This is a genomic window from Streptomyces sp. NPDC002104 (genome assembly GCF_053593795.1).
In genome coordinates this window covers 245,009-266,052 of the sequence record NZ_JBSFDF010000003.1, presented here as the reverse complement: position 1 = coordinate 266,052, position 21,044 = coordinate 245,009, and the positions used below count along the sequence as shown (strand labels likewise).

19 protein-coding genes are annotated in these 21,044 nt (G+C 73.4%); 9 read left to right on the top strand and 10 right to left on the bottom strand.

The genetic code is table 11. The annotated features are described in order from the left end of the window. Window positions 1-95 precede the first annotated feature (95 nt). On the bottom strand, window positions 96-611 hold the full coding sequence (locus tag ACWCP2_RS04835) for a hypothetical protein (RefSeq protein ID WP_450907146.1): 516 nt from the start codon (window positions 609-611) through the stop codon (window positions 96-98). Between the two features lie 352 nt (window positions 612-963). Between ACWCP2_RS04835 and ACWCP2_RS04830 the strand changes: the two genes are divergently transcribed. Beyond that, window positions 964-1,653 carry a class F sortase gene (locus ACWCP2_RS04830; protein ID WP_450907145.1) on the top strand — a complete coding sequence of 230 codons (690 nt, stop codon included), beginning with the start codon at window positions 964-966 and terminating at the stop codon, window positions 1,651-1,653. Between the two features lie 78 nt (window positions 1,654-1,731). On the opposite strand, the gene ACWCP2_RS04825 is transcribed toward ACWCP2_RS04830, so the two are convergent. Together ACWCP2_RS04825 and lysX are read right to left on the bottom strand one after the other, a co-directional pair. Beyond that, window positions 1,732-2,640, bottom strand: a complete 909-nt coding sequence (locus ACWCP2_RS04825) for a polysaccharide deacetylase family protein (RefSeq protein ID WP_450907144.1) — start codon at window positions 2,638-2,640, stop codon at window positions 1,732-1,734. 88 nt (window positions 2,641-2,728) lie between these two features. Beyond that, complete coding sequence (lysX, locus tag ACWCP2_RS04820) at window positions 2,729-6,043, bottom strand: bifunctional lysylphosphatidylglycerol synthetase/lysine--tRNA ligase LysX (RefSeq protein WP_450907143.1); 3,315 nt, start codon at window positions 6,041-6,043, stop codon at window positions 2,729-2,731. Window positions 6,044-6,104: 61 nt separating this feature from the next. Between lysX and ACWCP2_RS04815 the strand changes: the two genes are divergently transcribed. Both ACWCP2_RS04815 and ACWCP2_RS04810 read left to right on the top strand, forming a co-directional pair. Next, window positions 6,105-6,566 (top strand): universal stress protein, encoded by a 462-nt coding sequence (locus tag ACWCP2_RS04815; RefSeq protein ID WP_450907142.1) that lies wholly within the window; start codon window positions 6,105-6,107, stop codon window positions 6,564-6,566. A gap of 225 nt (window positions 6,567-6,791) precedes the next feature. Then, a complete protein-coding gene (locus tag ACWCP2_RS04810; RefSeq protein WP_450907141.1) occupies window positions 6,792-7,532 on the top strand; it encodes a DUF4328 domain-containing protein in 741 nt (246 codons plus the stop codon). Window positions 7,533-7,622: 90 nt separating this feature from the next. Here the strand turns inward: ACWCP2_RS04810 and ACWCP2_RS04805 are convergent, their stop codons facing one another. Further along, on the bottom strand, window positions 7,623-8,840 hold the full coding sequence (locus tag ACWCP2_RS04805; protein ID WP_450907140.1) for a CapA family protein: 1,218 nt from the start codon (window positions 8,838-8,840) through the stop codon (window positions 7,623-7,625). 320 nt (window positions 8,841-9,160) lie between these two features. Between ACWCP2_RS04805 and ACWCP2_RS04800 the strand changes: the two genes are divergently transcribed. From ACWCP2_RS04800 to ACWCP2_RS04790, 3 genes are all read left to right on the top strand, one after another. Further along, window positions 9,161-9,700, top strand: coding sequence for a sigma-70 family RNA polymerase sigma factor (locus ACWCP2_RS04800; protein WP_450907139.1), 540 nt, complete (start codon window positions 9,161-9,163; stop codon window positions 9,698-9,700). Window positions 9,701-9,789: 89 nt separating this feature from the next. Then, complete coding sequence (locus ACWCP2_RS04795; protein ID WP_450907138.1) at window positions 9,790-10,452, top strand: class I SAM-dependent methyltransferase; 663 nt, start codon at window positions 9,790-9,792, stop codon at window positions 10,450-10,452. Between the two features lie 235 nt (window positions 10,453-10,687). Beyond that, a complete protein-coding gene (locus ACWCP2_RS04790; protein WP_450907161.1) occupies window positions 10,688-11,152 on the top strand; it encodes a hypothetical protein in 465 nt (154 codons plus the stop codon). Between the two features lie 48 nt (window positions 11,153-11,200). On the opposite strand, the gene ACWCP2_RS04785 is transcribed toward ACWCP2_RS04790, so the two are convergent. From ACWCP2_RS04785 to ACWCP2_RS04765, 5 genes are all read right to left on the bottom strand, one after another. After that, entirely contained in the window at window positions 11,201-11,605 is a 405-nt protein-coding gene (locus ACWCP2_RS04785) for a hypothetical protein (protein WP_450907137.1), read from the bottom strand. A gap of 25 nt (window positions 11,606-11,630) precedes the next feature. Then, a complete protein-coding gene (locus ACWCP2_RS04780) occupies window positions 11,631-12,491 on the bottom strand; it encodes an Fpg/Nei family DNA glycosylase (protein WP_450907136.1) in 861 nt (286 codons plus the stop codon). 125 nt (window positions 12,492-12,616) lie between these two features. Continuing rightward, the gene (locus ACWCP2_RS04775; RefSeq protein ID WP_450907135.1) at window positions 12,617-13,309 is read right to left on the bottom strand and encodes a signal protein; all 693 of its coding nucleotides are present in this window, start codon (window positions 13,307-13,309) and stop codon (window positions 12,617-12,619) included. A gap of 43 nt (window positions 13,310-13,352) precedes the next feature. Further along, the gene (locus tag ACWCP2_RS04770; protein ID WP_450907134.1) at window positions 13,353-15,416 is read right to left on the bottom strand and encodes a SpoIIE family protein phosphatase; all 2,064 of its coding nucleotides are present in this window, start codon (window positions 15,414-15,416) and stop codon (window positions 13,353-13,355) included. Between the two features lie 7 nt (window positions 15,417-15,423). After that, the gene (locus tag ACWCP2_RS04765; RefSeq protein WP_450907133.1) at window positions 15,424-16,749 is read right to left on the bottom strand and encodes a DUF6777 domain-containing protein; all 1,326 of its coding nucleotides are present in this window, start codon (window positions 16,747-16,749) and stop codon (window positions 15,424-15,426) included. Between the two features lie 174 nt (window positions 16,750-16,923). On the opposite strand from ACWCP2_RS04765, the gene ACWCP2_RS04760 reads away from it, so the two are divergent. Genes ACWCP2_RS04760 through ACWCP2_RS04750 form a run of 3 tightly spaced genes read left to right on the top strand, consistent with a single transcriptional unit; the run spans window position 16,924 to window position 20,038 of the window. Beyond that, window positions 16,924-17,952: a YndJ family transporter gene (locus ACWCP2_RS04760; RefSeq protein ID WP_450907132.1), complete on the top strand. Its 1,029-nt coding sequence runs from the start codon at window positions 16,924-16,926 to the stop codon at window positions 17,950-17,952. Next, window positions 17,949-18,545: a DUF1990 family protein gene (locus ACWCP2_RS04755; RefSeq protein WP_450907131.1), complete on the top strand. Its 597-nt coding sequence runs from the start codon at window positions 17,949-17,951 to the stop codon at window positions 18,543-18,545. The genes ACWCP2_RS04760 and ACWCP2_RS04755 overlap by 4 nt, the downstream gene beginning before the upstream one ends. After that, window positions 18,503-20,038: a lipase maturation factor family protein gene (locus tag ACWCP2_RS04750; protein WP_450907130.1), complete on the top strand. Its 1,536-nt coding sequence runs from the start codon at window positions 18,503-18,505 to the stop codon at window positions 20,036-20,038. Before ACWCP2_RS04755 ends, ACWCP2_RS04750 begins: the two co-directional genes overlap by 43 nt. Here ACWCP2_RS04750 and ACWCP2_RS04745 read toward each other — a convergent pair. After that, window positions 20,024-21,007: an NAD-dependent epimerase/dehydratase family protein gene (locus tag ACWCP2_RS04745; protein ID WP_450907129.1), complete on the bottom strand. Its 984-nt coding sequence runs from the start codon at window positions 21,005-21,007 to the stop codon at window positions 20,024-20,026. The two genes, ACWCP2_RS04750 and ACWCP2_RS04745, sit on opposite strands and share 15 nt — an antisense overlap. Between the last annotated feature and the right edge of the window lie 37 nt (window positions 21,008-21,044).

Sequence of the window (21,044 nt, the reverse complement as noted above, 5' to 3'; positions counted from 1 at the left end):
CCCGGGCCCCCCTGACCGAACGCCGGTCACCCCGTGTGCGGGCCAGGACACGGGGCGACCGGCGGTTGTCCGGGTCGACCGGGGAGGTCGGCCGGTCAGACCCGGCCGCGGATCGGGCGCCGGCGGCGCATCACGTGGGCACCGGCGCCGAGGGCCGCCGCACCGACGAGGCTCGCGCCGATGGCGGTCTCGGTGGTGGACGGGCCGAGGGAGCCGCCGAGGCCTCCCTGGGCGCCGCGGCCGTCCAGGATCGTGAAGCGGTGCGTGGCGACCAGGCTGTTGTCGTGGCACTTGACCGACAGGGTCTGGTGCCCGGGCGAGGCGTGGTTGAAGATCCGGACCGTCGCGAAGCCGATGGAGCCGGCCGACAGGTTCGTCTGGGGAAAGTTGCCGTGCGAGAAGACGATGCCGCCGTGGCCGCAGCCGGCCGCACTGACCTGCATCGTGGAGCCCTGGTGCACGGAGTACGGGTTGACCGTGACATTGCTCGGCCCGCCGTTGCCTCCCGAGGGCGGACCGCCCGCTGGATTCGCGGCGGCGAAGGGGGCACTGAGGGCGATGGCGGCGCAAGTGGCCGCCGCGGTCACGGTAAGAGCGCGGAGAACACGCATGGTGGAACCTCCAGCGGGAAGCGCCCCGGAGCGGTGGCCCGGGCAGATCGACGAGAACGCCTCCCACCACGAACCCTCGGCTCGGTCCGCAACCAGCGCATTTCCGCCTTTGGGCCGCAAGGTTGAGCGACACGCCGATGCGCGGTCGCGTTTGCTGACGGATCCGCAGGTCACGACCCGTCAGGCATTTATGTGACGATTACCTGGATGGGCGCACCCCTTCCGGCCCCACCACCCGTTCGCCCTTCCCCGATCGCCGTCCCGCACGCGCCGCCTTAGCGTGCGTGAAGTAGGGCGTGAAGGGGTGGGACAAGAACGCGGGTCGGGACCCCCGCGTCGGGAAGGGAGAACCATGCTCGAGGACGAGAGTGAGAGGCCACCGAGGAGACGCTCCCCCTGGGGTGCGATCGCGCTGGTCATGCTCACCGGCCTCGCCATGATGCGCAACGGAGCCGAGGCCGGCGACGGCCCCCCGCAGCCGGCCGCGGCCGCGGCGGTCAGCGCACCGGCCGGGGCGACGGTCGGGCAGCCGGCCGACCAGGCACCCGCCGAACCGTCCACGCCGCCGCCGGACGTGGAGGCGCTGGACCACTCGTCGGTCCAGCGCATCCGGATCCCGTCGATCAGCGTGGACGCACCGGTGATGACGGTCGGGCTGGACGCGCAGGGATGGATCGACGCACCGCCCCCGCAGGACAAGAACCTGGCCGGCTGGTACCTCAACGGCATCTCGCCGGGTCAGCAGGGTTCGGCGGTGATCGTGGGCCACGTGGACAACGCGCAGGGCCCCGCGGTCTTCTACGGGCTGGGTTCGGTCCAGAAGGGCAGCCGCATCGAGGTGGCGCGCTACGACGGGCGCACGGCGGTGTTCGAGGTGTACGGCGTGGAGGTGTTCTCCAAGAGCACCTTCCCGGGATCCCGGGTGTACGGGGACACCGGACAGCCGGAACTCCGGGTGATCACGTGCGGCGGAGGCTACTCGAAGGGGCGCGGCTACGACGGGAACGTCGTCGTGTTCGCGCGGATGGTGGAGGCCCGCTGACGCCGGCCGGCTCGGACCGGCTCCCGCGGACCGGCCCGCGCGGCGGCGGTGGGCGCCGCCGCGCGCGGGGTACGGCCCTCAGCGCGGCGGCAGCTCGGGCAGCGTCATCCGGAACCCCCGTGCGAGCAGGTGCGGCAGGTAGCTCGCCAGCGCCTGCACGCTCTGCGAGCGGTTGCCGCCCGCGTCGTGGTTCAGCACGATCACGCCGGGCGCCGCCTGGCTGAGGACCCGCGACACGATCGCGGTGGTGCCCGGCTCCTTCCAGTCCAGGGTGTCCACGGTCCAGGCGAGCGGTTCCATGCCGAGCTCCGCGCCGATCTCGAAGGCGGCCCGGTTCCAGGCCCCGTAGGGCGCCCGGAACCACAGCGGAGCCGTGCCCACGGCCTGTTGTACGACCTCGCTCGTGCGGCCGATCTCGGAGGCCATGGCGGGCCGGCTGATCTTGGTGAGCTGCGGGTGGGTCCAGGTGTGGTTGCCGATGACGTGGCCCTCGGCCACCATCCTGCGCAGCAGGTCCTGGTTGTCGACCGCCATCTCCCCGCAGACGAAGAACATGGCCCGGACGCTGTGGCGCGCGAGCGTGTCCAGGATGCCCGGGGTGTAGCGGGGGTCGGGGCCGTCGTCGAAGGTGAGGGTCATGGCGTTCGCCGTGCTCGCGCCGGCGGGCAGTTCCAGGATCGGCCGGGTCCGTACGGCGGGCTTCGCCACGGGCACGCGCTCCGGGGCCCCTTCGGAGGTCATCGGTTCGAGCCGGTACGGGGATCCGCGCGGGAACCGCGGCAGCGCGGCGGGGGCTCCGTTGAGGGGACCGGGCCCCGCGGCCCCGCCGGGCGGCGGTCCCGCAGCGGGAGCCCCCGTACCTCCGGCGCCCGGGGTCGGCAGATCGGTTTCGCCGCCCGTGAGCAGTCCCGCGGCGGCGGCGACTCCGAGGAAGACGGCGGAGCGCAGGAGCACGCGTCGCCCTACTGTCGGCTCGTCATTTTTCATTACTCCTACGTATCAACGACATCGCCGCAGATGTCGAGAGGCGCGGACGCACCTCCGCGCGCTCACCCGCTGGGAGTAGTCCTCGCGGTCAGCCCCGCCTCACCAGCGGGAACGGCAGCGTCTCCCGGATCGTCAGACCCGTGAGGAACATGACGAGGCGGTCGACCCCGATGCCCAGGCCGCCCGTGGGCGGCATGGCGTACTCCAGCGCGTCGAGGAAGTCGTTGTCGAGTTCCATCGCCTCCGGATCCCCGCCCGCCGCGAGCAGCGACTGCGCGGTCAGCCGGCGCCGCTGCTCGACGGGGTCGGTCAGCTCGGAGTAGGCGGTGCCCAGTTCGGTGCCGAAGGCCACCAGGTCCCAGCGCTCCGCGAGCCTGGGGTCCTTGCGGTGCTGCCGGGTGAGCGGGGAGACGTCCGTCGGGAAGTCCTTGTAGAAGGTGGGCAGCTTGGTCCGCTCCTCCACGAGCCGCTCGTACATCTCCAGGACCACGTCGCCCCGGGTGTCGTCGGGGGTGTGCGGCACGGCCGCGCGGTCGCACAGCCGGCGCAGGACGTGCTCCTCGGTGTCGGCGTCGACCTCCTCGCCGAGGGCTTCGCTGATCGCCCCGTACATCGTCTTGACCGGCCAGGGTCCGGAGATGTCGTGGACGACGAGCTTTCCGTCGGGTCCGGCCTTGTGCGCGATCGGCGAGCCGAAGGCGGCCGTGGCGGCGCCCTGGATCAGCTCGCGGGTCAGATCGAGCATCACGTCGTAGTCGGCGAAGGCCTGGTAGGCCTCCAGCATCGTGAATTCGGGGTTGTGCTTGTAGGAGACGCCCTCGTTGCGGAAGGTGCGGCCCATTTCGAAGACCTTCTCCATGCCGCCGACGCACAGCCGCTTCAGGTACAGCTCGGGCGCGATGCGCAGGTACAGGTCGAGGTCGTAGGCGTTGATGTGGGTGCGGAACGGCCGGGCGTTGGCCCCGCCGTGGATCTGCTGGAGCATCGGGGTCTCGACCTCCAGGTAGCCCCGGTCCAGCAGCCCCTGCCGCAGGGCCTGCACGGCGCTGGAGCGGGCCCGTACGACATCGCGCGCCTCGGGGCTGGCGACCAGGTCGAGGTAGCGCTGGCGGACCTTGGCCTCCGGGTCGGCGAGGCCCTTGCGCTTGTCGGGCAGCGGGCGCAGGCACTTGCCGGTGAGCTGCCAGGAGCCGACGACCACGGACAGTTCGCCGCTCCTGCTCGCGCCGACCTCTCCGCTCGCGACGACGTGGTCGCCGAAGTCCACCTGCGAGGTGAAGGTGTCGAGCACGGCGGCGCCCGCCTCGTCCCGGGTGAACATCAGCTGGATGTCGCCGGACCAGTCCCGCAGCACCGCGAACACCACGCCGCCGAGGTCGCGCACGACCATGACGCGCCCGGCGAGGGTGACCGGCGAGCCGGTGCGGGCGCCGGGCGGACAGCCGGGGTGAGCGGCTTTCAGTTCGGCGACGGTGTGGGTGCGCTGCGGGATGCCGACGGGGTACGGGTCGGTGCCGGCGGCCCGGATCCGCTCCAGCTTGTCGTGCCGCACCCGGACCTGTTCGGGCTGCCGCTCGGCCCGTGCGGCCTCGGCGTCCTGCTCTCCCACGGAGTCCAGCCCGAGGTCCTCGATGGGCGGCAGGCCGGCGGTGGTGGCGGGGGCGGTGAGTCCGCGCGGGTGGCCGTTGCCCCACAGGGTGCGCATGCTCGGCACGGAGACGAACCCCTCGGCGATGCCGGAGGCGAGGCTGACCCGGGCGAGTGAGCCGGCGTCCTGGAAGCAGAGGAACCGCGGGTACCACTCGGGGCCGTACTTGACGTTCGAGCGGTACAGCGCCTCCAGCTGCCACCAGCGGGAGAAGAAGAGCAGCAGCTTGCGCCACACCTTCAGGACGGGGCCGGCGCCGATCCGGCCGCCCTCCTCGAAGGCGGAGCGGAAGACGGCGAAGTTGAGGGAGATGCGGCGCACGCCGAGGCCGGGTGCGGCCGCGCAGAGCTCGGCGACCATGAACTCCATGACCCCGTTGGGGGCGGCCCGGTCGCGGCGCATCAGGTCGAGGGAGATGCCGTCCTTGCCCCAGGGCACGAAGGAGAGCAGGGCGATCAGCTCTCCCTTGTCGTCGAAGGCCTCCACGAGCAGGCAGTCGCCGTCGGCGGAGTCCCCGAGCCGGTCGAGGGCCATGGAGAAACCGCGTTCGGTCTCGGTGTCGCGCCACTTGTCGGCCCGGTCCACGATGGTCTGCATCTCGTCCTCGGAGAGGGCGGAGTGGCGGCGGATGAGCGTGCTCGCCCCGGTGCGCCGGACACGGTTGACGGCCTGGCGGGTGACGCGCATGTCGCGGCCGTCGAGGTCGAAGTGGGCCACGTGCAGGATGGCCTCGTCGCCGAGCTGGAGGGCGCCGAGCCCGGAGCGGGCGTACGCGGTCGCGCCGTCCTCGGAGGCGCCCATGACGGCGGGCTGCCAGCCGTAGCGCCGGGCCACGGCGAGCCAGGCGTCGATGGCGGGGGTCCAGGCGGCGGGGTCGCCGACGGGGTCGCCGCTGCCGAGGCAGACGCCGGCCTCGACCCGGTAGGTGACGGCGGCCTTGCCGTTCGGGGCGAACACGACGGCCTTGTCGCGGCGGGTGGCGAAGTAGCCGAGGGAGTCGTTGCGCCCGTAGGCGCCCAGCAGGGCGCGGATGCGGGGCTCCTCGTCGCCGTGCAGGGCGGCGGTCAGCCGCTGGGAGCGGAAGAGCGTGGCGGCGGCGTTCAGCAGGGCGAGGGCGCCGAAGAGGCCGAGCAGGAAGTACAGGGGCCTGGCGGGGCGGCCGTCGAACTGCCGGGCCGAGAACAGCCCGCCGAAGACCTGCTTGGCGGACCAGTCCAGCCACTGCCCCTTGGGCAGGGTTCCCGGGAACAGCGCGACCAGGCCCCAGCCGAGGAGGACGGCCGCGAGCAGGCCGAGACCGAGCACGAGCAGGGCCCGCCACAGGGCCCCCGGCCGGGAGGCGGCGTTGAACTCCTTGCGCGCGGCGATCAGGATCGCGAGGGCGGCGACCGCCAGGGCCATGGAGGAGAAGCCCACCCAGTAGTCCTCGGCGGCGATGGTCAGCACGTCGACCAGGAGCAGCAGGGCCAAATAGGTGACGACGATCCACCAGGCGACCTTCTTGCGCATGCCGAGTGCCGCGGCGAGGAGGAAGAGGAAGACGGCGTAGGCGAGGTTCGCGCTGACCGGTACGACGATGAGGTCGAGGAAGCGCACGACCGGACGCAGCAGGCGGCGCAGCGTCGGGGAGAGCGCCAGCAGGGCGCAGAGCAGCCCGAGCGTTCCGAAGAAGGCGCCGAAGGCGTCGGGCACCCGGTTCAGGAAGCGGCTGCGGCTGCCGCGCGTCCCGCGCGTCTCCTCCACGGTGGCACTCATGTTTCGCACTGTAGGGAGGGCCGCGACCCTTCGCGCGGTGAGCGGGTTTAGCCTCGGAAGGGTGACGGAGCATGTGAGTACGGGATTCGAGCGCGGTACGGACGGTCCGAAGGTGATCCTCGCCGGGGTGGACGGTTCGCCGTCCTCGCTCCGCGCGGCCTCCTACGCGGCGGGGCTGGCCAGGCGGCAGAACGCGCTGCTGGCGCTGGTGTACGTCCAGCCGGTGATGCCGGCCGGGGCCTCGCTGGGGGCTCCGGTGGCGGAGGCCACCGAGGAGATCGCGGAGGGGCTGGTGGCGGAGATCCGGGAGTCCGCGGAGCGGCTGAAGGGCGTCTACGACGTCCGCTGGCAGTTCCACACCTTCCGCGGGGACGCGTACGCCGGGCTGGTGAGCGCGGCCGAGGAGCTGTTGGCGGACGCGGTGGTGGTCGGGGCCTCGGAGCAGGCCGGGCACCGGATCGTGGGCTCGGTGGCGATCCGCCTGGTGAAGGCGGGGCGCTGGCCGGTCACGGTGGTTCCGTAGCGGTGGCCGTCGGTGCAGGCCGTCGGCCTACGCCGTAGCGGTGGCCGTCGGTGCCCGCCGCTTCCCCGCCGTCGCCCTGACCTGCGGGAGCGCTTTGCCCATGCAACCTGATCACCGTGGACGGCGGGCTCGGGACTGACGTATCTTCGGGCGACTCGGGCCGCCCGCGGGCCTGCCCGATTCCATGTCACACGTCGCACATTGTCCCGTGGGGGGTCCTCCGTCATGTCCTCGATCGCGCCCGGTCAGCCGCCGCCACCGTCGCCGTATCCGTATGCGTACCCGCCGCCGCAGTCCCTCCGGGTCCTGCGCTCCCCGCAGGGGACCGCGACCGCCGCGATCGTGCTGCTGTCCGTGGGAGCGGGGGGCGCCCTGCTCTCCGCCTGCGGAAAGTTCGCCAAGTGGCAGCAGATGAACGAGGTGCTCGCCACTCCCCCGGGTACCGATCCCGGCAGCGCGCTGGCCGCGACCGACATCATCAACAACCTGATCGGACTCCTCCAGAGCCTGATCGTGCTGGCCACGACCGTGGTCTTCCTCGTGTGGTTCCACCGGGTCCGCTGCAATGCCGGGGTGTTCCGCCCCGACGGCTTCAGCCAGTCCGCCGGCTGGGCCATCGGCGGGTGGTTCATCCCGATCGCCAACATTTTCCTCGTGTACCGGACGGCGCGGGAGACCTGGAACGCCAGCACGCAGAACGCGCCCGACGGCTCCTACCGCTCCGCCTCGGGCGCGCCGGTGGTCATGTGGTGGCTGGCGTGCCTGGCCGCCTGGTTCTTCGACGGGCTCGCCCGGTACAAGGACGGGACGGCGATGGGCGCCGAGGCGGTCCGCGGCGCCTCCGCCCTCGGCGTGGTCGGTGACCTGCTCATCCTCGGGGCCTCCGTGCTGGCCGTCCTCTTCGTGCGCAAGCTGACCGCGCTCCAGGGAATCAAGGCCGCCCAGGGGCCGAACGCCACGACCTGACCGGCCGGCCGCGGCGTCGTACGGAGGCGCGGCGGCGTCCGGACGCCGCGCCTCCGTGCCTGCTTCGCCGTGCCTGCTTCGCCTCCGGGTCTACTTCGCCTCCGTCAGCCCGTCCTTCGCCGCGCCGCGGCCGAGGACGGCCTCGGTGATCTCCTCGCGGGCCTCCTCGTAGTCCTCGCGGCCGGGCGACTGGGCCAGCGCGGCGGGCAGGTTGACGACCCGGCCCGCTCCGAGGTCCATCATCTGCGGCACGAACTCGGCCTTGGTGACCTGCCAGCGCTGCCCGGGGGCGGCCGGCGGGGCGAAGGTGAAGCGGCCGATGGAGCCGTAGTTGCCGCGCATGTCGCGTGCGCCGCTGTGGTTGAACATCTCACCCGCGACCTGGTCGCCCATCCCGTAGACGATCCAGGTCCCGTTGACCTTCTCGTACGCCTGCGGGATGTGGGCGTGCGTGCCGAGGATCATGTCCACGTCGGGGCGGCCGCCGGTCTGCGAGGCGGTCAGAGCCTTGCCGAGCGCGAGCTGCTTCTCGTCCGGTTCGGTCTGCCATTCCGTGCCCCAGTGGAGGCTGACCAGGACCACGTCGGCGCCCGCCTTCCGGGCCGCCCGGGAGTCCGCGACGATCTTCTCCTGCTCCATCAGGTTGACCGCCCAGGGCTGGCCCTCGGGCATCGGGTAGCCGTTGGTGTCGTACGTGTACGCGAGATGGGCGACCTTCGCGGAGCCCGCGGTGTACATCGTCACGGTGCCCGCCTCGGCCTGCGTACGGGCCGAACCCGCGTGCTTCAGGCCGACCTTGTCGAAGCGGTCCAGGGTGCGCTTCAGGCCGTCCGCGCCCCCGTCGAGGGTGTGGTTCGAGGCCGTGGAGCAGCCGTCGTAGCCGGCGTCCTTGAGGCCGTCGGCGACCTCGGGCGGGGACTGGAAGGCGGGGTAGCCGGTGAACGGGCCGCCCTCCGGCCCGTAGATGGTTTCCATGTGGCAGAGGGCCAGGTCGGCGCCCGAGACGATCGGTTTGACCGCGGAGAACATCGGCCGGAAGTCATGGCCGTCTCCGTCCGCGTCGGCGGCGGCCCGCCGGATCACCGACTCGTGGGGCAGCACGTCGCCGCTCGCGACGAGGGTGAAACCCTTCTGGGCGCCGGTGGCGGGGGCGGTGGTCGATCCGGGGGCGCCCGAAGGCGCTTGGGCGGAGGACGGGGAACCGCCGAGGCGGGCCGGCGCGTGGTCCCCGCCGGCCGAGCACCCGGCTACGGCGGACAGCGCCAGGGCGGTCAGGAGGGCGAGGGCGTGGCGGGTGCGTGCGGTCATCTGTCCCGGCTCTCCTTGACTGGCCCGTCCTCGACCAGCTCGATTTGTATGACTACCTGATCTTCAGTCAATCCATAGAAAGAGACGCCACAAGTCAAGGAACGGCTCCGCCTCCCGGCGGCACGCTCACCCCAATGGCCGTTCGGCGCGCCGTTCGACCGTTCACCGCCGCGCGCGGCCGCCCACCGGACGACCCGGGTGCTTGGGCGCACCGTCCGGGCGGGACGGTTCCCGGGCGGCCCGGTGCAGGTCAGGGTGGATCCGTCGACCTCGAACGGACCCCGCACCGCCCCCGCACCGACCCCCGGAAGGAGCCTCCCGTGCCCCTTGCCCCCGCCCTCCGACGCACCGACCCCGAGGCGCTGGCCGAACTCCAGCGCGAACACGGACGCGCCCTGTTCGGTTTCCTGCTGGGCCTCACGGCCGGGGACGCCCAGCGCGCGGAGGACCTCGTACAGGAGACGCTCCTGCGGCTCTGGCAGCATCCCGAGGTCATAGGCGGTGCCTACGAGTCCCTGCGGCCCTGGCTGTTCACGGTGGCCCGGAGGCTCGCCATCGACGCCCGGCGGGCCCGCCTGTCCAGGCCTCTGGAGGTGGACCCGGAGGGGCTGGACCAGGCGCCCGCGCCGGGGGACGCGGTGGCGGGCTCGGTGACGGCCATCGACGTACGGCGCGCCGTGGGCTCCCTGGGGCCGGAGCACCGGGACGTCCTGGTGCAGGTCTACTTCCAGGACCGCTCGGTGGCCGAGGCCGCGGCCGAGCTCGGCATTCCGGCGGGAACGGTCAAGTCCCGTACCTACTACGCCCTGCGCGCCCTGCGGAAGGACCTCCAGGGCTACGGGTACGGACTCGGCGCCTGAGGGCGGGCCGGTGTCCGCGGGGCGTTGTCGGTGCCGGCTGCGTTGTCAGTGCCGGATGCGTTGTCAGTGCCGGATGCGAGACTCGCGGGATGCCGACCTCCACGAACACCGCCGACATCAGCGCCTATTGGGACACGGCCGCCGCCCGCTTCGACGAGGAGCCGGACCACGGGATGCGCGCCCCGGAGACCCGCGACGCGTGGGCGGACCTCCTCGCTTCCTGGCTGCCGGCCGGGCCGCTCGACGTCCTCGACGTGGGCTGCGGCACCGGGTCGCTGTCCCTGCTCGCCGCCGAAGCGGGGCACCGGGTCACCGGCGTGGACCTCTCCCCGCGGATGGTCGCGTGCGCCCGGGCGAAACTGGCCGCCGCCGGGCACATCGGCCGGTTCCTGGTCGGCGACGCCTCCGTACCGCCCACCGGCGACCGGAGCTTCGACGTCCTGCTCTCCCGCCACCTGGTGTGGACCCTGCCCGACCCCGAAGCCGCGCTCGGCGACTGGACCGGCCGGCTGCGCCCGGGCGGCACCCTCGTCCTCGTCGAGGGCCGCTGGCGCGAGGCCGGCGCGAGCGCAGCGCCGTACGTGCCGGGCGCCGAGACCCTGCCCTGGGCGGGCGGCGTCGGCGCCGCCGAACTCGCCGCCGTCGTACGGCCGCTCGTCACCACCCTGCGCATCGAGCCCCTCGTGGACGATCCGGCCCTGTGGGGACGCCCGGTGACCGACGAACGCTACGCGGTGATCGCCACGGTCTGACCGGACCGAGGTGCGGCGAACGCGTCAAAGAATGGCCTGAACACCCGCGAACCGGACAGGAACCGCATCGAAACCGGCATCGCACCGTTCAAGTTGAGTAAACATCCCCCGCTCCGCAAGCCGCGCAAGGAAGGCTCGGCGCAGACGGCGGGAAGACGCGACGCATGCGGGAGAAGGTGGAACGGTGCAGCCCGAGGGTACGAACGGCACCAGTGACGGTGGGCTCGCGGTGCCCATGGCGTGGCTCTACGCGGAGTACATCGCCGACGAACTGCTGCGCACGGGCCGGCTGATCCCGGTCAGCACCCTGGAGTTCCGCGCCGGACGCGACACGCTCGCGCTGACCATCTACCTCTCGGACGCCGCCGGCGAACTCTCCGGGATCCGGGTCGTCTCGCAGCTCGACGAATGGATGTCGCTGACGGCGTACGGTCACCCCTGGCGGGACTGGGTCCACACCCGGTTCCTCGCGCTGGGCGAGGAGGCCCGGGAGCGCGGCCGGGGCGAGGACCCCGACCTGGAACTGGCCCGGGCGGCCTGGCGCTGGCTGGACCGCACGGAGCTGTTCGCCACCAACCTGGACCCGGGCCGCCACGGCCACGCCGAGACCCCGCCGGGCCTGGACGAGAACGCCCGGGTCTGGACTCCGGCCTGGCAACTCGGTCTCCCACTGGGCCACTTGGCGATGCACCTGTTCTGAGCCCGGGCCGTTCCGCACACGGACCGCCCCCGGGTCCGCCCGGCCCCGCTACTCCGGCCGCCGCGGCCCCGGCGGCTCCGTCGGGTCGGTGACCAGCCCGGTGAAGTCGGCCTCGTTGCGCTCGGCCCGGACCACGTACGCGCGGGCCACGCACCACAGCACCGGGTACACCAGCACCCCGAGCACGATCCAGACGAGCGGGCCCGAGGCGACCCGCGGGATCAGGAACAGCAGCGGCAGCAGGCCCACCAGGACGACGAGCGCGGCCAGGGCGGCGAGTCCGGCACGGAGCTGGCTGCGCATGAGGGCCCGTACGTAGGTGGCGCCCAGGGTGGTCTGCTCGGAGATCTCGGACCGGGCCGGCGTGTGCGCGGGGGCCCTCCTGCGACTGCCCCGCGGAACCCCGGTGACGACCTCTCGCCGGGGCTGCTGCGGCTGCTCCTCCTCGGCCATGGGCCGGAGTCTAACCGGGGCCGGTCTACTTCAGGAGCTTCGAGAGCCTGCGGTCGGCGAGGGGCTTGCCGCCGGTCTGGCACGTGGGGCAGTACTGGAGGGAGGAGTCGGCGAAGGAGACCGAGCGGACGGTGTCCCCGCACACCGGGCAGGGCTCGCCCGCGCGGCCGTGGACCCGCATCCCGCTCTTCTTCTCGGCCTTGAGCCGTCCGGCGGCCACCCCGTGCGCCCGCTCGACGGCGGTGCGCAGGGTCTCCTCGACGGCCCCGTACAACTGGTCCACCTGCGCCTCGTCGAAGGAGGCGGCCAGTTTGAAGGGCGAGACCTTCGCGTGGTGGAGGATCTCGTCGCTGTAGGCGTTGCCGATCCCCGCGATGACGCTCTGGTCGCGCAGCACGCCCTTGATCTGCCGCCGTTCCCCGGCGAGCAGTGCGCCGAAGGCCTCGCGGCCGAAGTCCCCGGCGAGCGGGTCCGGGCCGAGCCGGGCGATGCCGGGGACCTCCTGCGGATCGCGGACCACGTACACGGCGAGCCGCTTCTGGGTCCCGGCCTCGGTGAGGTCGAACCCGCCGCCGCCCTCCAGGACGACGCGCAGCGCGAGCGGCCCCTTGCCGGGGCGCGGCGGCCGGTCGGGAACGGTGTCGATCCAGCGCAGCCAGCCGGCCCGGGCGAGGTGGGTGACGAGGTACAGGTCACCGATGCGCAGGGCGAGGAACTTGCCGTACCGGTCCGTGGTCCCGGCCCGCTGTCCTTCGAGCGCGGCCGGCGGCGGGTCGTACGTCTTGAGCACGCTCACGGCGAGCGGGAGGACGCGCTCGACCACCCGCCCGGCCAGGTGCTCGTCGAGGAACCCCCTCAGGGCCTCGACCTCGGGCAGCTCGGGCATGCCCCCAGCCTGCCGTGACCACGGGCCGAGCGCGAGCCGGGACGGGGCGAGGCGGGTCGGAGCGGGTCGGGGCGGGTCGGGGTCGCGGGCGCCGGTCCGCTCCCGCGGTTCCCCCGGGCCGCTCCTCAGCCGGCCGCGACCTGGAGCCTGTAATCCACGCCGTTGGTGAAGGAGCCCGACGCTCCCCTGATGCTCAGCGTGTGGCTGCCGGGTGCCAGGGGTTCCATCTGCACCCAGAGGCCGCAGCCGAGGGTGCCGAAGCGCCCCCCGTCCTGGGTGAGCGGATTGCCGTCGACCGCAGTCACCGTCACGTCCGTCGCCTCGTACCGCTCGGGTTCCAGAGCCCGGGCGTCGAGGACGGCCGTCCCCTTCGCCGAGGCCATGAACTTCGCGCAGTCGCCCTCTTCACCGACCAGGTTCACCAGGGGGAAGGCCACCGGCACCGATGCGGGCACCGTGCACGAGCGCGTCACGGTGCCGCCGAAGGTGCCGGCCAGGAACCAGATGCCGTCGCCCTGGCCCTGGGCGCACAGGTGGCCGTCCCGGTCCGAGACGGGGTTCGACGCGCTGACGCTCGAAGCCGCCCAGGTCCACCAGCTGCTCTGCAGATCGCCGGCGCTCCGCTTGGCTCGCGCGGCGGGAGAACTCGCGGCGGGCGCCACGGACGCGGGCGGCGCGGACGCGGTCACCGAGGGTGCGGTCACCGCACCCGCCGGGGAACCGCCGGCGTTCCCAGAGCGCGGGGCGGACGTCGTGGAGCAGGCACTGACCAGGAGCGATGCGCCGATCAGCAGGGGTATGGATCTTCCGGGATGCATGAGCGCAGCGTACGAGGCGGTGAACTCCGTACGCCCGGAGGGGTCACGGCATGGTGAACTCGCACCACACGCACTTGCCGCTCCCCCGCGATTCCACGCCCCAGACGTCGGCCAGACGGTCCACCAGCATCAGGCCGCGTCCCGAGACCCCGGCGTCGCCCGCTTCGCGCCGGCGCGGCAGGGCGCTGGAGCGGTCCTCGACCTCGACGCGGAGCCGGCGTTCGGGGCCGGTCAGGACCCGCAGGGTCACGATGGCGGGCCCGTCGGTGTGCATGAGGGCGTTGACGATGAGCTCGTCGGCGATCAGCTCGATCTCGTCCGCCCGCTCCCGTGCGCCCCACGCCCGCACCGCCGCGCCGATCATGTGACGGGCCGAGACGAGGGCCTCCGGGTCGCCGGGGGCCACGTGCTGCTGGAGCCGGCCGCCGGCCTGCTGGACGTCGTCGGCCTCGCGGCGCAGGAGCAGCAGCGCCATGTCGTCGTCGCCGCCCCGGTCGTCGACGACCTCGCACAGCCGGTCCGCGAGCAGGGCCAGGTCGGACGGTCCGGTGCGGACGAGGGAGGCGAGGAGCCGGACGCCGTCGTCGAGGTCGGCTCCGGGCTGTTCCACGAGGCCGTCCGTACAGAGGAGAAGCGTTTCTCCGGGTCCGAGTTCGACCGTGGTCACCGGATACTCCAGCAGCCCGAACTCCGCGGACAGCCCCAGCGGCATCCCGCCGTGCAGGGCGAGGCGCTCGCAGTCCCCGTCGCGGGTGCGCAGGAGGGGGTCGATGTGGCCGGCCCGGACCAGTTGCAGCACCCCGGTCGAGAGGTCGGCCTCGGCGTAGGTGCAGGTGGCGAACCGGTCGGTGTCCAGCTCGTGCAGGAAGACGGAGGCCCGGGCCATGACGGTGGCCGGCGAGTGCCCTTCGGCGGCGTAGGCGCGCAGCACGATCCGGAGCTGGCCCATCACGGCCGCCGCGTGGGTGTCGTGGCCCTGGACGTCGCCGATGACCGCGCCGACCCGTCCGCCGGGCAGCGGGATGACGTCGTACCAGTCGCCGCCGATGTCCTGGCCCATCTTGGCCGAGCGGTACCGTACGGCGATCTCGGCGCCCGGCACCGAGGGGATCCGGCGCGGCAGCATCGCCTGCTGGAGCCCTTCCGCCAGATCGTGCTCCTGCTCCAGCAGCATCGCCCGCTGGAGGCTCTGGGCGATGCTGCTGCCGAGCGCGACGAGCAGGTTCCGCTCGTCCTGGGTGAAGCCGTCCTTGTCCTGGTAGAGCAGGCCGATCGCGCCGATCGGGCGGGCCTGGGCGATCAGCGGCAGATAGGCGGCCGCCGAGATGTGCATGGAGGAGATCTTCGCCCAGAGCCCGGGGTACCCGGCGGCGAACTCGGCCGCGGAGTCCAGGAAGCGCGGCTGGAGCGAGCGGACCACCTCGCTCATCGGGTACTGCTCGTCGATGCGGGTGTAGCGGGTGCCGGGGACGAAGCTGCCCGCCGGGCCCTCGGCGACGAGGTGGATCCGGCCGGCTTCGACCAAGCCCATCACCATGCCCATGGAACCGAGCCGCTCCATGCCGTGGGCGTCGCCGAGCACGTCGATGACGTCCTGGACGGTACGGGCGTGCGCGAGCGCGGCGGTGGTGCTCTCGACCACGGAGGTCTGGCGGCGCCGCTCCTCGTCCAGCCCGAGGCGTTCCGCCGAGTGGCTGAGCTCTTCGGTGGCGTCGCGGACGATGCCGATGATCCGGTACGGGCGCCCTCCCGGGCCGCGCATGACCCGTCCCTGGGTGTGCGTCCAGCGCAGGGTGCCGTCGTGGCAGCGGATGCGGAAGTAGGCGCCGTAGCTGTCGACCCCGCTCTTGAGGGCGGATGAGACCAGTGCGTCGAGCCGGACGCTCTCGGCGGGAGGGACGCGCGGCGAGAGCGACTCGGGCCGGCCGTCGTACTCCTCGGCGGTGGTGTCGAAGACCTCTAGGGCGGCCGAGTCCATGTGCATGAGACCGGTGACGAGGTCCCAGTCGAAACTGCCCATGCGGTTCAGCGAGAGCGACCGGTCCGGGTGTGCGGGCCAGTCCTCCGGCAGCGATACGGCGGTCGGCACCGGTCCACCATGACACACGGGCCGGTCAGGCGCTCTCCAGGTACTGGCCGTCACCCGGGGCCGAGGGCTGCTGTTCGGGGACCGAGTAGGGGTCGGGGTTGGAGTACGGGTCCGTGTAGGGGTCGGGGTAGGGGTTCGCGTACGGATCCGCGTACGGGTCGCTCGGCTGCGGCACCCCGTCGGGGCCCACCAGGGTCCCGGGGTCGCTGGGGGTCTGCCCGGGCAGGTCGGAGGGGATGTCGGTGGGCTGGTCGGTGGGCTGGTCGGTGGTGGGCGGCGGGGCGGTGGACGGGCCCGAGGGGATGCCGGACGAGGGCTGGTCGGGGGCCGTCGGGGTGTTCGGGCCGGTCGGGCCGTCGGGAGTGCCGGGAGCCGTCTGCGGGGAGCTCGGCGGGCAGTCCGGGAGGTTCGGGGCGGAGCTGCGGCCGGGGATCGGCGACCCGGTGGACGGCGGCTCGGTGCGGGCGAGGCTGTTGCTCTGCGGGGTCCGGCACGGTTCGGCGGGCGAGGTGCCGGGCGGGGTGGCGGGCCCGTCGGGGATGCCCTCGGCCGGATCGAACGGGGGCGGCGTCTGCGGGGCGCGGTCCTGGGCTCCGTCGTCGCCGACCCTGCGCTCGATCCAGGTGTTGTCGGCGACGTTGACGATGACGAGGTTGTTGATCACCTGCATGGTCGGCTCGATGACCACGACCTGGGCGGGCTGGTAGCCGCTCCAGGGGTCCCCCTTGAGCACCGGTGCGCCCTTGGCGGCGCGCGGGGCGGCCAGCGGGTTCCCGCAGGCGCAGCGGACGCGGGGCATGCCGTGGTCGTCCACGAGGACGGCGGTGCCGGCCTGGAGGACGGACTGGAAGGCGTCGGGCCTGCCGCCGACGAAGCCGTGGTTGGTCACCCGGGTGTCGGCGCGCAGCACGACCGGGGTGAGGCCGCGCAGGAAGTCGGGGATCCGCTCCTGCTCCACCTGGGAGGCCTCGGCGAAGGCGCGGGCCTTGGCGTCGTCGGCGGTCAGGGACTCGACCTGCGCCTCCACGTCGCAGCTGCCGAGGCGCTGGGTTCCGCCGTACAGGCCGGGGGTGGCCGCGTTGACGGTGCGGATGCCCCGGCCGGTCGCGTTGGGCAGCGGGGGCTGGACGGGGGCCGATTCGGCGGTGGCGGAGGAGGAGGTGAAGGGGTCCGGGCCGGCCGAGGCCACGGGCTGGAGGTGGACGTCCTGGCTTTCGGCGGCGGGGCCCTTGGTCTGTCCCTGGTCGGCGGAGGCCCCGCAGGCCGCGGCGAGGAGTCCGAGGACCGCGAAGAGGGCCGCACGGGCCGGTGCGTGACGACGCGGCGCCTGACGAGGTGTCGGTGCGTACACGTTGCATCTCCCTTTTCGCCCCGGTTGCTCCCTCTTGTCTGCCGTATGTACGGGGCGGCCGCAACCGGAGATCACGAACCCGACCCCCTCTTGAACATGTTCAAGAGGGAGTCTAGGCTCAGGATCATGAGTTGAACGCGTTCAATGCGTTCGTTCCGAGGAGGGGGATCCGCGGTGACCGTGCTGGTGAATCTGATCGTCGCCCTGGGCATGCTGTACGTCGCCCCGGCCGGCCTGCGCCTGATCGACCCGGACCGGTTCGGGCGGACGGCCCGGGTCTGGCCGCTGTTCGCGGCCCCCGGGGCGGTCTGCCTGTGGCTGCCCCGGGGAGCCCCGGCCACGGCCCTCGCCGCGGTCTACGCCGCGGCGACGCTGGCCCTGGCGGTACGGGCCCTGGCCGCGGCGGTACGGGTCCCGCCCGGGCGGAGTCCCGGCGGAGGCCGCGCCGGCGGCCCCGCCGGGGTGGCCGTGCTCACCGCGCTCGTGGCGCCCTCGGTCGCCGGGACCGCCCTGGTCGCCGAACGCGCCGGGTACCGGCTCTTCGGCTTCGACCTCGACATCCTGGCCCTGACCGTGCCGCACTTCCACTTCGCCGGCTTCACCGCGGCCCTGGTCGCCGGGCTGGTGTGCCGGGCCTGCGCCGACGGAGCCCTCGCGCGCTGGGCGGCGTACAGCGTCCCGGCCGGGACCGGGCTCGTGCTCCTCGGCTACTTCATCGACGACTGGGCCGAGCTGGTGGGGGCGGTGACGCTGACCGGCGGCATGTGGGCGGTGGCCCTGCTGACCTGGCGGGAGGTCCGCACCGGGGCCGGCGGCCGGGACCGGATCACCGGAGCGCTGCTCGCCGTCTCGGCGGCCGTTCTGGTGGCCACCATGCTGCTCGCCCTGTGGTGGGCGCTCGGCGAGGCCACCGGGATCGTGCACCCGACCCTGACCTGGATGGCCGCCACCCACGGCCTCGGCAGCGCCCTCGGCTTCGGACTGTGCTCGCTGCTGGCCTGGCGCCGCCTGACCCCCGGCCGGCCCGACGCGGCCGCCCCGACCGACCCGGCCGGCCCGCGGGAGCAACCCGCCCCGGCCGGCCCGCCCCGCCTGGCCGGCACGCCCCAACTCGCCGGCCCGCCCCGCCTCGCCGCCCCGCCCCACCTCGCCGGCCTGCCCGCCCGACCCGCCCGTCCCGCCCGAACGGAGATCCCGGCATGACCCGCCTCATCAGCCAGGGCCGCAGCACCTTCAACTACCCGGAGCGGGGCGCCACCGCGGTGCGGCCGCTGCCCGCCGGATACAACATCACCCACCACCGCACCCGTCTCGGGGACGGCCGGGCCGTCCTCGACGCCGCCGCCCTCGCCGTCACCACCTTCCGCGCGCACCGCGACTCGGGGATGCTCGTCACCGCCGGACCGGACCCCGTCCGGCAGGGCGACCGGGTGGTCGTCGGGATGGGCGTCGGCCCGCTGCGGATCGACGCCCCGTGCGAGGTGATCTGGACCGTGTACGAGCCCCGGCGGACCGGATTCGCCTACGGGACGCTGAGCGGGCATCCCGCCCGCGGCGAGGAGTCCTTCGTGGTGGAGATGACGGCGGACGGATCCGTCTGGTTCGAGGTGAACGCCTTCAGCCGCCCGGAACGCTGGTACGCCCGCCTCGGCGGCCCGGCCCTCCCCTTCCTCCAGCAGGCCTACGCCCGCCGTCTCGGCCGGTACGTCCGGCAGCTGGCCACCGGTGACCGGCCGGCCGGATACTGGAGGCGATGGACTGGTTCACGGCGCCCGGATACTGGCTGGGCCGGCTGATCTTCCAGCGGGCCCTGGCCGGTGTCTACCTCCTCGCCTTCGCCGGGGCCGCCCTGCAGTTCCGGGCTCTGATCGGGGCGCACGGCATGCTGCCCGTGCCGCGTCATCTGCGGTACGTGCCCTTCCGGCGCGCCCCGAGCCTGTTCCACCTGCACTACTCGGACCGGTTCTTCGCCGCCTGCGCCTGGACCGGCGCGGCCCTGGCGGCGGCGCTCGCCGCGGGGGCCGGGGACGCGGTTCCGCTGGGCGCCGCCATGGCGATGTGGGCGCTGCTGTGGCTGCTGTACCTGTCGATCGTGAACGTGGGGCAGACCTGGTACTCCTTCGGCTGGGAGTCGCTGCTGCTGGAGGTCGGCTTCCTGGCCGTGTTCCTCGGCAACGCGCGGGCCGGGCCGCCCGTGCTGGTGCTGTGGCTGCTGCGCTGGGTGGTCTTCCGGGTGGAGTTCGGCGCGGGGCTCATCAAGATGCGCGGCGACCCCTGCTGGCGCCGGCTGACCTGTCTGTACTTCCATCACGAGACGCAGCCGATGCCCGGTCCGCTGAGCTGGTTCTTCCACCACCTGCCGAAGCCGCTGCACCGGGTGGAGTGCGCCGCCAACCATGTGACCCAACTCCTCGTGCCCGTCCTGCTGTTCACTCCGCAGCCGGTGGCCTCGTACGCCGCCGCGGTCATCGTGGCGACCCAGCTGTGGCTGGTGGCGTCGGGCAACTTCGCCTGGCTGAACTGGATCACGATCACGGCGGTCCTGCCCGCCTTCGACTTCAGCGGGATCGCGGGCGCGCCGCCGCCGGCCGCCTCCCGGCAGGGGCCGCTCTGGTACGTGGCGCTGGTGTGCGCGGTGACCGTCCTGGTGCTCGTGCTGAGCCGGCATCCGGTGGCCAACATGGTCTCGCGCCGCCAGGTCATGAACCGGTCCTTCGACCCCCTCCATCTGGTGAACACCTACGGGGCGTTCGGCACGGTGGGCCGGATCCGCGAGGAGGTGGTGGTGGAGGGCACCGCGGACCGCCGGCCGCGGGAGGACGGCGCGTGGCGGGAGTACGGGTTCAGGGGCAAGCCGGGTGACGTGCGCCGGATCCCGCGCCAGTTCGCCCCGTACCACCTGCGCCTGGACTGGCTCATGTGGTTCGCGGCGCTCTCCCCCGGCTACGCCCGCGACTGGTTCGGGCCGTTCGTGGAGCGGCTGCTGGCGGGCGACCGGGACACCCTGAGGCTGCTGCGCCACAACCCCTTCCCGGACGCACCGCCGCGCTACGTCCGGGCGCGGCTGTACCGCTACCGGTTCACGACCTGGCGGGAGCTGCGCGAGACCGGGGCGTGGTGGCACCGCACGCTGGTGCGCGAGTACCTGCCGCCGACCCGTCTCGCGGGGGCCGCCTGGCCGGAGCCCCGGCCGAAGCGCCGGCCCGGGCCCCGGTCAGACCCGCGGCCAGACCCGCGGTCGGAGCATCGGTCAGACCCGCGGCCAGAGCATCGGTCAGAGCCCGAGTAGCGCCGCCTCGCGCTCCGCCGATATGCCCTTCATCGGCCGGTCGGCCCGCAGGGGGGCCGCTCCGCCGAGCGACCGGAGCCAGGCCCAGGTGTCGGCGACGGTCTCCTCGACGGGACGGCAGACGAGGCCGGCCTCCAGGGCCTTGGTGACGTTCCCGCCGAACATGAAGTCGTGCAGCTCGCCCTCGGGGAGGTAGATGGGCAGCTCGACCCAGGGCTCGATGCCGGCCTTCTCGATCACCGCCGAGTCGGTCCAGCGCGGGTCGAACGCGGCGCCGGTGGCGGCGGCGCAGGCCTCCAGGAGGCTGTTCATGGTGGCGTGGCCGACCGGGGAGACCAGGTTGTAGGCGCCGCCCAGTCCGGCCGCTGACGCGTCGAGGGTCCAGCGCGCCAGGTCGCGGACGTCGATGTACTGCAGTTGCAGTCCGGGGTGCCCGGGGGCGAGGAGGGGGCCCCCGCGGGCGACGCGGTTCAGCCACCAGGGCAGGCGGCCCACGTTCTCGTACGGGCCGATGATCAGCCCGGCGCGCACCAGCAGGGCGCGGTCGCCGAAGGCGTCCAGGGCGGCGAGTTCGCCGCCGCGCTTGTCCGCGGGGTAGGCGGTGCCCGCCGCGTCGGGCGATCCCTCGACCAGCGGCCCGTCCTCGTCCAGACCGGCGGGGGCGGGGTAGGCGTACACCGAGCGGCTGGAGATGTACGCGTACCGCCCGGCCCGGCCGTGCAGCAGGCGGGCGCTGTCGCGGACGGCCGTGGGGGCGCCGCCCCAGGTGTCGACCACGAGGTCCCACTCCCCCTCGGCGAGGGGGTCCAGGCCTCCGGGGGCGGTGCGGTCCCCGTGCAGGGCCGAGGTCCCCGGCGGGGGCGCGTGGTGTCCGCGGTGGAAGACGGTGACGTCCCATCCGCGGCTCAGGGCGTCTTCGGTGATCGCGCGCCCGACGAATTCGGTCCCACCCAGCATCAGCAGCTTCATGCAGGTCAGCCTGCCCGGGACCGGGGCGTCGCATAAC

Bases quoted from the DNA above. Each gene is read 5' to 3' on its own strand.
- ACWCP2_RS04835 (WP_450907146.1), bottom strand. From the start codon at position 611: ATGCGTGTTCTCCGCGCTCTTACCGTGACCGCGGCGGCCACTTGCGCC.
- ACWCP2_RS04830 (WP_450907145.1), top strand. From the start codon at position 964: ATGCTCGAGGACGAGAGTGAGAGGCCACCGAGGAGACGCTCCCCCTGG.
- ACWCP2_RS04825 (WP_450907144.1), bottom strand. From the start codon at position 2,640: ATGAAAAATGACGAGCCGACAGTAGGGCGACGCGTGCTCCTGCGCTCC.
- lysX (WP_450907143.1), bottom strand. From the start codon at position 6,043: ATGAGTGCCACCGTGGAGGAGACGCGCGGGACGCGCGGCAGCCGCAGC.
- ACWCP2_RS04810 (WP_450907141.1), top strand. From the start codon at position 6,792: ATGTCCTCGATCGCGCCCGGTCAGCCGCCGCCACCGTCGCCGTATCCG.
- ACWCP2_RS04805 (WP_450907140.1), bottom strand. From the start codon at position 8,840: ATGACCGCACGCACCCGCCACGCCCTCGCCCTCCTGACCGCCCTGGCG.
- ACWCP2_RS04795 (WP_450907138.1), top strand. From the start codon at position 9,790: ATGCCGACCTCCACGAACACCGCCGACATCAGCGCCTATTGGGACACG.
- ACWCP2_RS04790 (WP_450907161.1), top strand. From the start codon at position 10,688: ATGGCGTGGCTCTACGCGGAGTACATCGCCGACGAACTGCTGCGCACG.
- ACWCP2_RS04785 (WP_450907137.1), bottom strand. From the start codon at position 11,605: ATGGCCGAGGAGGAGCAGCCGCAGCAGCCCCGGCGAGAGGTCGTCACC.
- ACWCP2_RS04780 (WP_450907136.1), bottom strand. From the start codon at position 12,491: ATGCCCGAGCTGCCCGAGGTCGAGGCCCTGAGGGGGTTCCTCGACGAG.
- ACWCP2_RS04775 (WP_450907135.1), bottom strand. From the start codon at position 13,309: ATGCATCCCGGAAGATCCATACCCCTGCTGATCGGCGCATCGCTCCTG.
- ACWCP2_RS04755 (WP_450907131.1), top strand. From the start codon at position 17,949: ATGACCCGCCTCATCAGCCAGGGCCGCAGCACCTTCAACTACCCGGAG.
- ACWCP2_RS04750 (WP_450907130.1), top strand. From the start codon at position 18,503: ATGGACTGGTTCACGGCGCCCGGATACTGGCTGGGCCGGCTGATCTTC.
- ACWCP2_RS04745 (WP_450907129.1), bottom strand. From the start codon at position 21,007: ATGAAGCTGCTGATGCTGGGTGGGACCGAATTCGTCGGGCGCGCGATC.